Origin of the sequence: uncultured Caulobacter sp. (assembly GCF_937900395.1) — a bacterium.
Taxonomy (GTDB): Bacteria; Pseudomonadota; Alphaproteobacteria; order Caulobacterales; family Caulobacteraceae; genus Caulobacter.
Map to the genome: position 1 here is coordinate 1 of NZ_CALCDX010000150.1, position 13,046 is coordinate 13,046.

General features: G+C 68.5%; 15 protein-coding genes. 6 read left to right on the forward strand and 9 right to left on the reverse strand.

What is annotated here, in order from left to right:
• The 5 genes from Q0379_RS12095 to Q0379_RS12115 all read right to left on the reverse strand — a co-directional run.
• A partial coding sequence (locus tag Q0379_RS12095) for a cold shock domain-containing protein (RefSeq protein WP_299008900.1) occupies positions 1–71 on the reverse strand: 71 nt, incomplete at its 3' end.
• A 317-nt stretch (positions 72–388) separates the two neighbouring features.
• The gene (locus Q0379_RS12100; protein WP_299008864.1) at positions 389–1,609 is read right to left on the reverse strand and encodes a fumarylacetoacetate hydrolase family protein; all 1,221 of its coding nucleotides are present in this window, start codon (positions 1,607–1,609) and stop codon (positions 389–391) included.
• Positions 1,606–2,268: an imidazole glycerol phosphate synthase subunit HisH gene (gene hisH / locus Q0379_RS12105; RefSeq protein WP_299008867.1), complete on the reverse strand. Its 663-nt coding sequence runs from the start codon at positions 2,266–2,268 to the stop codon at positions 1,606–1,608. The genes Q0379_RS12100 and hisH overlap by 4 nt, the downstream gene beginning before the upstream one ends.
• Positions 2,269–2,277: 9 nt before the next feature.
• A complete protein-coding gene (gene hisB / locus Q0379_RS12110) occupies positions 2,278–2,868 on the reverse strand; it encodes an imidazoleglycerol-phosphate dehydratase HisB (RefSeq protein WP_066681513.1) in 591 nt (196 codons plus the stop codon).
• A gap of 8 nt (positions 2,869–2,876) precedes the next feature.
• Positions 2,877–3,866, reverse strand: coding sequence for an adenosine kinase (locus Q0379_RS12115; protein ID WP_299008871.1), 990 nt, complete (start codon positions 3,864–3,866; stop codon positions 2,877–2,879).
• 248 nt (positions 3,867–4,114) lie between these two features.
• Between Q0379_RS12115 and Q0379_RS12120 the strand changes: the two genes are divergently transcribed.
• The gene (locus Q0379_RS12120) at positions 4,115–4,972 is read left to right on the forward strand and encodes a transporter (RefSeq protein ID WP_299008874.1); all 858 of its coding nucleotides are present in this window, start codon (positions 4,115–4,117) and stop codon (positions 4,970–4,972) included.
• Between the two features lie 136 nt (positions 4,973–5,108).
• Here the strand turns inward: Q0379_RS12120 and nth are convergent, their stop codons facing one another.
• Complete coding sequence (gene nth / locus Q0379_RS12125) at positions 5,109–5,822, reverse strand: endonuclease III (protein ID WP_299008877.1); 714 nt, start codon at positions 5,820–5,822, stop codon at positions 5,109–5,111.
• A 53-nt stretch (positions 5,823–5,875) separates the two neighbouring features.
• Here nth and Q0379_RS12130 point away from each other — a divergent pair, with 53 nt between their 5' ends.
• Both Q0379_RS12130 and Q0379_RS12135 read left to right on the forward strand, forming a co-directional pair.
• A complete protein-coding gene (locus Q0379_RS12130; protein ID WP_299008880.1) occupies positions 5,876–6,352 on the forward strand; it encodes a DUF2244 domain-containing protein in 477 nt (158 codons plus the stop codon).
• Between the two features lie 53 nt (positions 6,353–6,405).
• On the forward strand, positions 6,406–7,362 hold the full coding sequence (locus Q0379_RS12135; RefSeq protein ID WP_299008883.1) for a methylated-DNA--[protein]-cysteine S-methyltransferase: 957 nt from the start codon (positions 6,406–6,408) through the stop codon (positions 7,360–7,362).
• A gap of 89 nt (positions 7,363–7,451) precedes the next feature.
• Here Q0379_RS12135 and hslU read toward each other — a convergent pair whose 3' ends face one another.
• Genes hslU through hslV form a run of 3 tightly spaced genes read right to left on the reverse strand, consistent with a single transcriptional unit; the run spans position 7,452 to position 10,214 of the window.
• Positions 7,452–8,744, reverse strand: a complete 1,293-nt coding sequence (hslU, locus tag Q0379_RS12140; RefSeq protein WP_299008886.1) for an ATP-dependent protease ATPase subunit HslU — start codon at positions 8,742–8,744, stop codon at positions 7,452–7,454.
• Complete coding sequence (locus Q0379_RS12145) at positions 8,741–9,580, reverse strand: DUF4440 domain-containing protein (RefSeq protein ID WP_299008887.1); 840 nt, start codon at positions 9,578–9,580, stop codon at positions 8,741–8,743. Before Q0379_RS12145 ends, hslU begins: the two co-directional genes overlap by 4 nt.
• Before the next feature lie 31 nt (positions 9,581–9,611).
• The gene (hslV, locus tag Q0379_RS12150) at positions 9,612–10,214 is read right to left on the reverse strand and encodes an ATP-dependent protease subunit HslV (protein ID WP_299008891.1); all 603 of its coding nucleotides are present in this window, start codon (positions 10,212–10,214) and stop codon (positions 9,612–9,614) included.
• 5 nt (positions 10,215–10,219) lie between these two features.
• Here hslV and Q0379_RS12155 point away from each other — a divergent pair, with 5 nt between their 5' ends.
• The 3 genes from Q0379_RS12155 (at position 10,220) to Q0379_RS12165 (ending at position 12,975) form a co-directional block, all read left to right on the forward strand.
• Positions 10,220–10,960: a HesA/MoeB/ThiF family protein gene (locus Q0379_RS12155; RefSeq protein ID WP_299008893.1), complete on the forward strand. Its 741-nt coding sequence runs from the start codon at positions 10,220–10,222 to the stop codon at positions 10,958–10,960.
• A 90-nt stretch (positions 10,961–11,050) separates the two neighbouring features.
• Positions 11,051–12,568: an acetyl-CoA hydrolase/transferase family protein gene (locus Q0379_RS12160; RefSeq protein ID WP_299008895.1), complete on the forward strand. Its 1,518-nt coding sequence runs from the start codon at positions 11,051–11,053 to the stop codon at positions 12,566–12,568.
• On the forward strand, positions 12,565–12,975 hold the full coding sequence (locus Q0379_RS12165) for a group II truncated hemoglobin (protein ID WP_299008898.1): 411 nt from the start codon (positions 12,565–12,567) through the stop codon (positions 12,973–12,975). Before Q0379_RS12160 ends, Q0379_RS12165 begins: the two co-directional genes overlap by 4 nt.
• The last annotated feature ends 71 nt before the right edge of the window (positions 12,976–13,046 follow it).

A 13,046-nucleotide genomic window follows, 5' to 3' on the forward strand; every position in this document is an offset into this window, starting at 1 on the left:
CCGCCGGCGTCCGGCTGGATGAAGCCGAAGCCCTTTTGGGCGTTGAACCACTTGACGGTTCCGGTTTGCATGGGAAGTACCTTTGGATAGAGAGTGACAAATCAACGCACGCACTTGCATCGGCGGTCAGCCATCTGCACGTGCACCGTCCATCGATGTTCTTGGAGAGGTCGTCAGCCAAGTGGCCCAACAGGTCCAGAAGACCCAAGGGATTCACGGGGGCAAAGTCATTCGGCCGAAACTCGATGGCGCAACGTAACAGCCTTTTCGTCCCCCGGCAAGGTTGAATGCCGAGCGCGCCCCGATGCGGGTATTTCTCTTTTTTGCCAGAGAGATACCGGACAGGGTTCGGCGAGACGGCATCCGTCATCCCGCCGTCAGACGCCCCTCAGCCGCCGAGCAATCCGCGCCGGGCGAGATTCGCCATCAACGCCCGCGTGCCGAATTCCCACGGCGGGCAGGTATCGCTGGCGGCCATGCGATTGGCGAGCGCGCCGAGCTTCGGCGTCGCGATCGTGACGATATCCCCGAAAGCGTGGGTGAAGCCCTTGCCGGGCGCGCCGCGATCCTGCGAGGGCGCGAAAAGCGTGCCGAGGAAGAGCACGGCGCCATCGGGATACTGATGGTGCGGGCCGATCATCTGCGCGGCAAGATCCGCCGGATCGCGCGAGATCTTCGACATGTTGGAGGCGCCGTTGAGCACGAAGCCATCCTCGCCCTTCACGACCAGCGTCAATTCCATCCGCCTGACATCATCGAGCGAGAATGCCGCATCGAAGAGCCGGATGAACGGGCCGAGCGAACAGGAAGCGTTGTTGTCCTTCGCCTTGCCGAGCAGCAAGGCCGAGCGCCCCTCGACATCGCGCAGGTTGACATCGTTGCCAAGCGTCGCACCGACGATGCGGCCGTCGGAAGCAACGACCAGCACCACCTCCGGCTCCGGGTTGTTCCAGCTCGAATTGCGATGAAGCCCCGCATCGGCCCCGGTCCCGACAGCGGACATCGGCTGCGATTTCGTGAAAATTTCCGCGTCAGGGCCGATGCCGACCTCAAGATACTGGCTCCAGGCGCCCTGCGCGATCAGCACATCCTTGAGCCGCATCGCCTCGGGCGAGCCGGGTTTCAGCTTGGAGAGGTCGTCCCCCACGAGCCCGACGATTTCCTTGCGGATCGCCTCCGCCGCCGCCGCGTTGCCGCGCGCCTTTTCCTCGATCACACGTTCGAGCATCGAGATCGCGAAGGTGACACCGGCGGCCTTGAGCGCCTGAAGATCGGTCGGGGCCAGCAGCCAGGGCCGCGCGGGATCGCGCGTATCCGGCGCGGCATTCGCAAGGATGGCCGCGACAGGGCCGAGGCTTTCGCCCTTGGCCGCCCGTGCGGCAGCAGCGGGATCGGCAGCCTCGCAGAGATCGCTCGTCGTGGCGTGGCTCGCGGTGATGTCGAGGAAGCAGAGCTCGTCCACCTCCATCTCGTCGTAAATGCGGACCGTGTTGATCGGGTCGCCGATGTATTTCCCCTTCCGAAAGCCGACAGTCTTCACGAGGCTACGCCCCTGAAGAAGCAGGCACGGGATCACGCGCGGCCGAACCTTCGTCGTCGGTGAAGTCATGCTACCTCCGCGAAATTCTTGAGAAGTCGCATGCCGTGCTTGTGGCTCTTTTCCGGATGGAACTGGGCGCCGTAGATATTGCCCCGACGCACGATCGCAGGGAACCTTCGCCCATGGAAAGCGCTGCCGAGGACGTGCTCTTCCGCGCACGTCGCATGGAACGAATGGACAAAGTAGTAGGAGAAGCCGTCCTCCATTTCGGCGAACAGAACTTCGTCTTTGCGGGATTTGAAGAGCGGGTCTTCGCGTGTCGGGAGCACGTCGTTCCAGCCCATGTGGGGGATGGTCAGCGACGGATCGTTGGGCTCCAGCTTCTTCACTTGGCCATGGATCCAGTCCAGACCGGGGGTGACGCCGAACTCCAGGCCCTCGGTGGCCAGGAGCTGGTGTCCGACGCAGATGCCCATGAACGGAACGCCGCGGCCATGCACGGCCTGGTTCATGGCCTCGTAGACGCCTGTGGCGTCCAGGCCCGCGCGGCACGAGGCGAAGGCGCCGACGCCGGGCAGGAAGACGCGGTCGGCCTTGGCGACAAGGTCGGGGTCGGCGGTGACAACGATGTCGGCGTCGAGCGCGCGGCGGCGGGCCGCCTCACGCAGGGCCTTTTCGGCCGAACGCAGGTTGCCCGACCCGTAATCGATCAGGGCGACGGTCTGCATGGAGTGTCCTTACAGCACGCCCTTGGTGGACGGAGCCTGGCCGCCGGTCTTCGGGTCGATCTCGACCGCCTGACGCAGCGCCCGGGCCAGGGCCTTGAAGCCGCTTTCGGCGACGTGGTGGGTGTTGTCGCCGTACAGGGTCTCCAGATGCACGCACGCCCCGCAGTTCATCGCGAACGCGTGGTGGAACTCCTTGAAGAGCTCGGTGTCCATCTCGCCGACCTTAGGGCGCTTGAAGTCGACCTTCCAGACCAGGTACGGCCGGTTGGAGAGGTCGATCGCGCAGCGCGTCAGGGTCTCGTCCATCGGGATATAGGCCGAGCCGAAGCGGCGAATGCCCTTGAAGCCGTCCAGCGCCTTGTTCACCGCCAGGCCCAGCACGATGCCGGTGTCCTCGACGGTGTGGTGCATGTCGATGTGCAGGTCGCCCTTGGTCTCGACCTTCAGGTCGAAGCCGCCGTGGCGCGCGAAGCTCTCCAGCATATGGTCGTAGAAACCAATGCCGGTGGAGATCGTCGAGGCGCCGGTCCCGTCGAGATCGATCCAGACCCGGATTTGGGTCTCCTTCGTCTCGCGGACCACTTCAGCGGTGCGGGCCATCTGAATCCTTAGAGTCCGTTCTTCTGGGCCAGTTCGCGCAGGGAAACCTGCGGACGCGGGCCGTAGTGGTCGATCACCTCGGCGGCCGCCAGGCTGCCCAGCTGACCACAGATAGGCAGCGGGCGGCCCTGGGAAAGGCCAAAGAGGAAACCCGCCGCGTATTGGTCGCCCGCGCCGGTCGTGTCCACGACTTTTTCCACCGGGTAGGCCGAGATTTCGTGCAACTGCCCGTTCGCGGCCACCACCGAGCCCTTTTCGCTGCGGGTGACGGCGGCGATCTCGCAGCGGTCGGCCAAGGCCTTCACGGCCTCTGCGAAGTTGGTGGTCTCGAACAGCGAGCAGACCTCGCTCTCGTTGGCGAAGACGATGTCGCACTGGGTTTCGATGAAGCCCAGCAGGGCCGAGCGATGGCGATCGACCATGAAGCTGTCGCTCAGGGTCATGGAGATCTTGCGGCCGGCGCCGTGGGCCAAGGCGGCGGCCTTGGCGAAGGCGCGGCGGGCTTCCGGCGGATCGAACAGATAGCCTTCGAGGTACGAGATCTGCGCGCGCTCGATGATTTCGGGATCGACGTCGGCCGGGTTCAGCTCGACGCAGGCGCCCAGATAGGTCGACATGGTGCGCTGGGCGTCGGCGGTGACGTTGATCAGGCTCTGGGCCGTGGCCGGACCTTCGGCCAGCGGCGGGGTGGTGAACACGCAGCCGATGGCGTTCATGTCGTGGCGGAACACGCGGCCCAGCTGGTCGTCGGCGACCTTGCCGATGAAGGCGGCCTTGCCGCCGAAGCTGGCGACGCCGGCCACGGTGTTGGCGGCGCTGCCGCCCGAGGCCTCGATACCGGCCGACATGACGTCATACAGGCTGGCCGCCCGGGCCGGATCGATCAGGGCCATCGAGCCCTTCACCAGGCCTTCGCGCGCGAGGAAGGCCTCGTCGCATTGGGCGATGACGTCGACGATGGCGTTGCCAATGGCGGCGACGTCGTAGAGCGCGGTCATGGGGCGGAGCAAACCTTTGAAAGAACTGGGCCGTAAGCCAAACAGCACGGCGATTAAAGGAAGTGGGGCGTCAAGGCAACGCAAGCTCTTGCCCGCGACCCTGCGACACTCTAACGCGAACCGCCAAATAAGGGCCTGTCGGCGATCCGGTCAGATCGCCAATAGACCCTCGTCTCTTTGATTAGGCGCATTTTCTAACGACGAACGGGCACCCACTTCGTCGGAAAATGCTTGGAGCGAGCTAGCCGATGGTCGACGTCCTGATCCTGGTTCCGGCCCGAGACGAGCCGAGGTTCGCCACATCCTGGACGCCGCTGTTCGAGCGCCTGGCCGCGCCGCTCCGCGCCCACGGCCTGCTGGTCGGCGCCCAGCCCTGGACCGATCCGATCGCGCGCGGCCGCGCGCGCCTGGTCATGCCGTCCCTGGCCTGGGGCTATCACCACCGCCAGCCCGAGTGGTTCGCCCTGCTGGACCGACTGGAGGCCGACAAGATCCGCGTGGCCAATCCGGCGGCGGTGCTGCGCTGGAACTCGACCAAGACCTATCTGGTGGAGCTGGCCGACAAGGGGGCGCCCGTCGTCCCGACCCACGCCCACGAACGCCTGACCATGGACTCCGTCGAGGCCGCCTTCGATGCGTTCGGCGTCGACGAGGTGGTGGTCAAGCCGCAGGTCTCGGCCGGCTCGCAGGACACCATCCGGGTCAAGCGCCACGGCTCGCTGGACGGCGGTCCGAGAGGACCGGCGCTGATCCAGCCCTTCCTGCCGGCGGTCGGCGAGGAGGGCGAGCTGTCCCTGTTCTATTTCGACGGCCGCTTCAGCCACGCCGTCGCCAAGGTGGCCGCCTCCGGCGACTTCCGCGTCCAGCCGCAGTTCGGCGGCCAGGTCAGCGAGATCGCGCCCGAGCCCGAGGCGCTGCACGCCGCCGAAATGGTGCTGAACGCCGCGCCGGGGAACCTGACCTACGCCCGCGTCGACCTGATCCGCGGCCTCGACCATACGCCCCAGCTGATGGAACTCGAGGTCATCGAGCCGGATCTCTTCCTGGAGCACGCCCACGACAACGGCGCGGCCTTTGCCGCGGCGGTGATGCGGGCGATCGGCTAGCTAAACCAAGATGCTCCCCCGCGATGCGGGGGAGCTGTCGCGGAGCGACTGAGGGGGCGAGCGCGGCCTAGGTCCAGTTGGCCCCCTCCGGCCCTCTGGGCCACCTCCCCCGCATCGCGGGGGAGGAACAGAGACCTCACGCCCCTAAAAACAGCTCCCGCGACGGGCAGAGATCGCTGATCTTGCACACCTCGCACTTGGGCCGCCGCGCCACGCACACATACCGCCCGTGCAGGATCAGCCAGTGGTGCGCCCGGGTCTGGTAGGGCGGAGGCACGATGCGCATCAGGTCCTGCTCGACCGCGTCGGGCGTCTTGCCGGTCGACAGCTTCAGGCGGTGGGAGACGCGGAAGACGTGGGTGTCGACGGCGATGGCCGGCTCGATGTCCAGCTCGTTGAGCACCACGCTGGCGGTCTTGCGGCCGACGCCGGGCAGGTTCTCCAGCGCTTCCCGGTTCAGCGGGACCTCTCCGCCATACTGGCTGACCAGGATGTTGGCCGTGGCGATGACGTTCTTGGCCTTGGTCCGGTAGAGGCCGATCGAGGCGATGTAGGGGATCAGCCCGGCCTCGCCGAGGTCCAGCATGGCCTGGGGCGTGTTGGCGACCTTGAACAGCTTGTCGGTGGCCTTGTTGACGCTGACGTCGGTGGCCTGGGCCGACAGGGCCACGGCGGTGACCAGCTCGTAGGGGTTCGAATAGTTGAGCTCGGTCTTGGGCCGCAGCTCCAGGCTCTCGAACCGCTCGAACAGCACCTCGACCCGTTCGCGCTCGGCCGGCGAGATGCGTTTGGCCGGCTTCCTGGCGGGCTTTCTCTTTGCGACAGCGGGTTTGACCATGGCGCGGACCATGCCGTGATGCGCCCCTCTCGCCAAGCGCCCGGGCCGCGCCTAAATTCCGCGCCATGGCCTCGCCGCTCTACATGGACCGGGTGATCGCGCCGCACCGCTCGTTGACCCCGCAAGGGGCGGCGGTGCTGCTGGCCGTGGTCATGGCCTTCAACATCCTGGTGGCGATCTTCCTGCTGGTGGTCGGCGCGCCGCCGGTGCTGCCGTTTCTGGGCCTAGATGTTCTCGCGCTGTGGCTGGCCTTCCGCGCCAGCGACCGCGCGGCCAAGCGGGTCGAGCGCGTCCAGGTCACCGCCGAGGCGGTCACCGTCAGCCGCGAGGACGAGAAAGGGGCTCGCACCGTCTGGACCTCGCCGACCGCCTTCACCCGGGTCGGTGTCGATCTCCCCGGCGAGCATGACGCCCGCGTGCGGCTGATGATCCATCGCAAGCGCCTGACCCTCGCCCGCTCGCTCAGCCCCGACGAGCGGATCAGCTTCGCCAACGCCTTGCAGGACGCCATCCGCGCGGCGCGCAACGAGCGCTGGTCGTGAGCGCCGCAAGAACCGGGCGGACGGCGTTATCCGACGGGGCTAGCGTGCCGGACATGGCATACGACGCATCAATCCTTTCGACGGGCCTTTCGGAGGCCGCCAGCCAAGAGCTGGCGCGCCTGGCCGAACGCTCGGTCGACTACCACCGCATGGCCAAGGCGCTCGACTGGCTGGCCGAGCGGTGGTCCGATCACCCCTCGCTGGACGAGGCGGCGGGGGCCGTGGGCCTGTCGCCGTTCCACTTCCAGCGCATCTTCACCCGCTGGGCGGGGGTCAGTCCCAAGACCTTCGTCTCGGCCATCGCCCACGCCGAGGCGAGGCGGTCCCTGGAGGCCGGCGGCACGGTGCTGGACGCGGCCTTCGACGCGGGGCTGTCCGGACCTTCGCGCCTGCACGACCTGTTCATCGCCCAGGAGGCGGCGACGCCGGGCGAGGTGCGGCGGCGCGGGGCGGGCATGCGGCTGCGCTGGGGCTGGGCCCCGACGCCGTTCGGCCGCGGCCTGTTCGTGATGGCCGAGCGCGGCCTGGCGGGTCTGGCCTTCTCCGACGGCGACGATGAGATGAGCTTCGCCGACATGCACCGCCGCTTCCCGGCCGCCGACTGGGTCCGCGACGACGCGGCCGCGCAAGCCATGGCCCTGCGCGCTTTCATACGCGGTGGGGGCGCGGGCGGGGAGGGGCCGCTCCCGGTGGTGCTGATCGGCTCGCCGTTCCACATCCAGGTCTGGAAGGCCCTGCTGACCATCCCGACCGGCGCGACGGCCACCTACGGCCAGGTCGCCGCCTGGGCGGGCAAGCCCGGCGCCTTCCAGGCGACCGGCGGCGCGATCGGGGCCAACCCGATCTCGCTGCTGATCCCCTGCCACCGCGCCATCGCCAAGAGCGGCAAGCTCACCGGCTACCACTGGGGCCTGGCGCGCAAGGCGGCGATCCTGGGGATGGAGGCAGTCCAACGACACCCTCTCCCAGCGGGAGAGGGCGGGGCCCATCGCGAAGCGATGGGAGGGTGAGGGAATAGCCCGTCGACCGCTTTAAACCCTCATCCCCCCACGCCTGCGGCGCGGGTCCCGCCTTCTCCCCGAGGGAGAAGGTTTCTCATCTAAAGAATAAAGCGACTGAGATCCGCGTTCGCGGCCAGCGCCCCGACCCGCTCGGTCACATAGGCCGCGTCCACCGTCACCGTCTCGCCGCCGCGATCGGCGGCGGTGAAGCTGATATCCTCGACCACCTTCTCCAGGATGGTCTGCAGCCGACGGGCGCCGATGTTCTCGACCGAGGCGTTCACGGCCACGGCCGCGTCGGCCAGGGCGTCGATCGCCTCGTCCGTGAAGACCAGCTTGACCTCCTCGGTCGCCATCAGCGCCTGGTGCTGGCGGATCAGATTGGCTTCCGGCTCCGTAAGGATGCGGCGCAAATCATCGCGCGTCAGGCCTTTCAGCTCCACGCGGATGGGCAGGCGGCCCTGCAGTTCGGGCAGCAGGTCCGACGGCTTGGCGACGTGGAAGGCGCCCGAGGCGATGAACAGGATGTGGTCGGTCTTCACCGGCCCGTACTTGGTCGAGACGGTCGTACCCTCGATCAGCGGCAGCAGGTCGCGCTGCACGCCCTCGCGGGAGACGTCCGCGCCCGAGCGCTGCGACGAGCTGGCGACCTTGTCGATCTCGTCCAGGAAGACGATGCCGTGGTTCTCGGCCAGCTCCAGGGCCTCCTGGGTCAGGGCCTCCTGGTCCAGCAGCTTGTCGCTTTCCTCGGCGATCAGCGGCGCCCAGGCGCCGGCGACCGTGGTCTTGTGGGTCTTCTGGCGACCGCCGCCGAACGACTTCATCATGTCCGACAGGTTGAACACCGCCGCGCCGGGCTGGCCGGGGATCTCGAAGGTCTGGCCGCCGGTGTCGGCCAGCTGCAGCTCGACCTCCTTGTCGTCCAGCTCGCCGGCCCGGATCTTCTTGCGGAAGGCCTCGCGGGCGGCGGTCGAGCCGGGGCCAGTCATGGCGTCGAGGATGCGTTCCTCGGCGGCGGCCTCGGCCTTGGCGCGGACGGCGGCGCGGCGCTTGTCGCGGACCATGGCGAGCGCGCTTTCCACGAGGTCGCGGACGATCTGGTCGACGTCGCGGCCGACATAGCCGACCTCGGTGAACTTGGTGGCCTCGACCTTCAGGAACGGGGCCTGGGCCAGCTTGGCCAGGCGCCGGGCGATCTCGGTCTTGCCGACGCCCGTCGGGCCGATCAGCAGGATGTTCTTGGGGGTGAGCTCGTCACGGATGTCGGCCGGGGCGCGGCGGCGGCGCCAGCGGTTGCGCAGGGCGACGGCCACGGCCTTCTTGGCCTCGGTGTGACCGACGATGTAGCGGTCCAGTTCGGAAACGATCTCGCGGGGGGAAAACTCGGTCATCGGTCGTTGATCAGGGCCTCGAAGATCAGGCGCCACCCTTCGGGGCGCTTCTGCCAGACATGCATATAGTGAGCGTTTTGGGGCTTTGCCTGGGCGTCGGTCCAGAGGGCCTCGCCGTGGGTCCAGACGAAGTCTCCGGCCTTGGCCGCGCCGCCGCCGCGCAGGGTGAGCGTCATGCGTTGAGGGCGGGCCGCCAGGCGCTCGGCCAAGGCGGCTGGCGTCAGGCCCTCGGCGTCCTGGGGGCCCAGCAGCCAGGCGTCGGCGGCCAGGGCGGCGCGATAGGCGCTGGGCGCATCGGTGTCCGCCGCCTGGGCGAGGGCGGCCTCGCTTGCCCGGACCTTGTCGAAGGCGACGGCGGTCGACGCCTCGCCGGTCTTGGCGGGCGGGTCTAAGCGAGCGGGCGCCTCGGGACCCGGCGCGGGCGCCGGATCGGCCGCCGCCCCGCCGTCATAGACCCACTTCCAGCGACCATCGGGCTCGCGTCGCCAGATCGTGGCGTAATAACCGCCGCGCTTGGCGTTGATCGCCCAGGGACCGACCGACAGGGCCAGGTCCCCGGAGCGCGCCGCCACGACCCGCTGCGGCCACCATTCCAGCTTCGGCGTCTTGCTGGAGGGCCGCTTGCCATACAGAACCTTGGCGCTGACAGGGCCCGGCGCGAAGACGATCGCGTCGTCCGCCATGTGCTTCAAGAAGGAGTCCCGCACGCCCAGGGCCAAGCCGTCGGCGGCGAAGGCGCGTTCGGCGGCCTCGACCTGGGCGGCCGGACTCTGCGCCGCCTGGGCGGAAGCGGCGAGGGCGGCGGCGACACCGGCGCCGAGCAGGGTCTTGAGCATGTGGAAGTCCTCCCGATCGGGGGAGTAAAGCCTACAAGCTTTCGACGGTCAGGTTACCGTTCGTATAGACACAGATCTCGGCGGCGATGCCCATCGCCTTGCGGGCGATCTCCTCGGCCGAAAGGTCCTGGTCGATCAGGGCCTTGGCGGCCGCCAGGGCGTAGTTGCCGCCCGAGCCGATCGCCGCCACGGCCCCGCCGCCCGCGCTCTCGCCCGGCTCCAGAACGTCGCCGACGCCGGTGACGGTGTAGATGGCGGTGTTGTCGGCCACCAGCAGCATGGCTTCCAGGCGGCGCAGGTAGCGGTCGGTCCGCCAGTCCTTGGCCAGGTCCACGCAGGCGCGGGCCAGCTGGTCGGGATACTGCTCCAGCTTGGCTTCCAAGCGCTCGATGAGCGTGAAGGCGTCGGCCGTGGCGCCGGCGAAGCCCGCGACGACCTTGCCGCCGGCCAGGCGCCGCACCTTGCGGGCGTTGCCCTTGACGACGGTTGGGCCCATTGACACCTGTCCGTCGCCGGCGATCACGGTCTGGCCGCTCTTGCGCACCGCCAGGATCGTCGTCCCGTGCCAGTCTGGGAAAGTAGAATTGTTGCCTTGCATGGCTTCGCATGTGGCGAGCCGAAGGCGGAGGGTCAAGCGCGTTGAGTTTCTCGGAAGCAGAGGTCGAACGCTACGCCCGCCACCTGGTGCTGCGCGAGGTGGGCGGTCCGGGCCAGCAGAAGCTGAAGGCCGCGCGGGTGCTGATGGTCGGCGCCGGCGGCCTCGGCGCGCCCGCGGCCCTGTACCTGGCCGCCGCCGGGGTGGGGACGATCGGCCTCGTGGATCCCGACGCGGTGTCGCTGTCGAACCTGCAGCGCCAGGTGCTGTACGCGGAGGCCGACGTCGGTCGGCCCAAGGTCGAGGCGGCCAAGGAACATCTGGCCGCGCTCAATCCGCATGTAACCGTCGAAACCCATCCGGTCTGGCTGGACCCCCAGAACGCCGGCGACCTGGTCCAGCAGTATGACCTCGTGCTGGACGGCACAGACGACTTTTCCACCCGCTTCGCCGTGAGCGACGCCTGCCTGGCGCACGGCAAGCCCCTGGTCAGCGGGGCGCTAGGCCGCTGGACCGGGCAGGTCGGCGTGTTCCACGGCCAGCCCTGCTATCGCTGCCTGGTGCCCGAAATCCCGCCGGACGCCGAGACCTGCGCCCTCGTCGGCGTCGTCGGCGCCCTGGCCGGGGTGATAGGCTCGATGATGGCGCTGGAGGCGGTCAAGCTGATCACCGGCGCCGGCGCTCCGCTATCGGGCAAGCTCTTGATCTACGACGCCCTGGCGGGCGAGACCCGGACGGTCAGGATCGGGGCGGATCCGGCTTGTGCTGCCTGCGGGAAGGGCTGAAGAGGCGGATCGTCGCGTCCGGGCTCTTACGGAGGGGACGGGGGGGCGACCATCGGCTAAGGCCTGCCCCCGTATTTTTGGAGGAGAGACATGAGCGCTGGACGGATCGCCCTCGCGAGCCTGCAAGCCAAGGTGATGTCGGCCGAAGCCGCCGCCGCCCTGATCGACCCCGCCAGCACGGTGGGCATGAGCGGCTTCACCGGCTCGGGCTATCCCAAGGCCGTGCCTCTGGCCCTGGCCAAGCGGATCGAGGCCGAGCACGCGGCCGGAAACCCGTTCCGCCTGCGCGTCTGGACCGGCGCCTCGACGGGTCCGGAGCTGGACGGCGCCCTGGCCAAGGCCGACGGCATCGAGTTCCGCCTCCCCTACAACTCCGACCCCATCGCCCGCGACAAGATCAATCGCGGCGAGATGGACTATTTCGACATGCACCTCAGCCAAGTCGCGCCGATGGCGTGGCAGGGTTTCCTGGGCCCGCTGGACACCGCCATCGTCGAGGTCAGCGGCATCCGCGCCGACGGCTCGCTGATCCCCTCGTCCTCGGTCGGCAACAACAAGACCTGGATCGACCGGGCCTCGAAGGTGATCCTCGAGGTCAATCGCTGGCAGAACCCGGCGCTGGAGGGGATGCACGACATCTATTACGGCACGGCCCTGCCGCCGAACCGGGTGCCGATCCCGCTGACCCGCCCCGACCAGCGCATCGGCGAGCCCTATTTCCGTTGCGATCCGTCCAAGGTGGTCGCGGTGGTCGAGACCGACTCCCCCGACCGCAACCTGCCGTTCGACGCGCCGGGCGAGGACCACAAGGCCATCGCCGGCCACCTCTTGGAATTCTTCCGCCACGAGGTCGCCAAGGGCCGCCTGCCGGCGTCCCTGCTGCCGCTGCAGTCGGGCGTGGGCAACATCGCCAACGCGGTGATGTTCGGCCTGGTCGACGGGCCGTTCGACAAGATGACCGCCTATACCGAGGTGCTGCAGGACGGGATGCTGGAGCTGATGGAGTCCGGCAAGCTGCTGACCGCCTCGGCCACCGCCTTCTCGCTGAGCCCCGAGGCCGCCGCGACCCTGAACGCCGACATGCACCGGTTCCGCGATCGCCTGGTCCTGCGACCCCAGGAGATCAGCAACCACCCCGAGGTGATCCGGCGTCTGGGCTGCATCGCCATGAACGGCATGATCGAGGCCGACATCCACGGGGCGGTGAACTCGACCCACCTGATGGGCTCGCGCATCCAGAACGGCATCGGCGGCAGCGGCGACTTCGCCCGCAACGCCTATGTCTCGATCTTCATGGCCCCCTCGACGGCCAAGGGCGGCAAGATTTCGACGATCGTGCCGAAGACCCCGCACGTCGACCACATCAACCAGGACGTCCAGGTCCTGGTCACCGAGCAGGGCCTGGCCGACCTGCGCGGCCTGTCGCCTCGCCAGCGGGCCGAGGTGATCATCGAGAACTGCTCGCACCCGGACTATCGCCCGGCGCTGAAGGACTATCTGGCCCGCGCCCGCCGCGACTCCTACGGTCAGCAGTCGCCGACCCTGCTGATGGAGGCCTTCGCCTGGCACCAGCGGTTCGTCGAGACCGGCGACATGAGGCCGAAATGAGCGAGACCGCCGAAGACGCGGAGGCGCCCGTCGCGGAGACCCCGTTCGACCAGATCGGCGGCGCCGAGCGCGTCCAGGCGGTGGTCGAGGCCTTCTACGACCTGATGGACAGCGATCCGGCCTATGCCCGCCTGCGGGCGATCCACGCGCCGGACCTGACGCCGATGCGGGCCTCGCTGGCGGGGTTCCTGACCGGCTGGCTGGGCGGGCCGAGGGATTGGTTCGCCGCCCGGCCGGGCGTCTGCATGATGTCGCTGCACCGCTCGATGCCGATCGACGCCGAGCTGGCGCGGCAGTGGACCGACGCCATGGGCCGGGCGCTGGACCAGGTGGGCGTGGAGGCCGAGATGGCTCAGGCGCTGCGCGAGGTGTTCGGGCGGATGTCGGGGAATATGACGACGCGGTGAGGGGGTTATCCAGAAACCCTCTCTCTTAGAGAGAGGGAGGGGCCCGCCGCGAAGCGGTGGGAGGGTGAGTG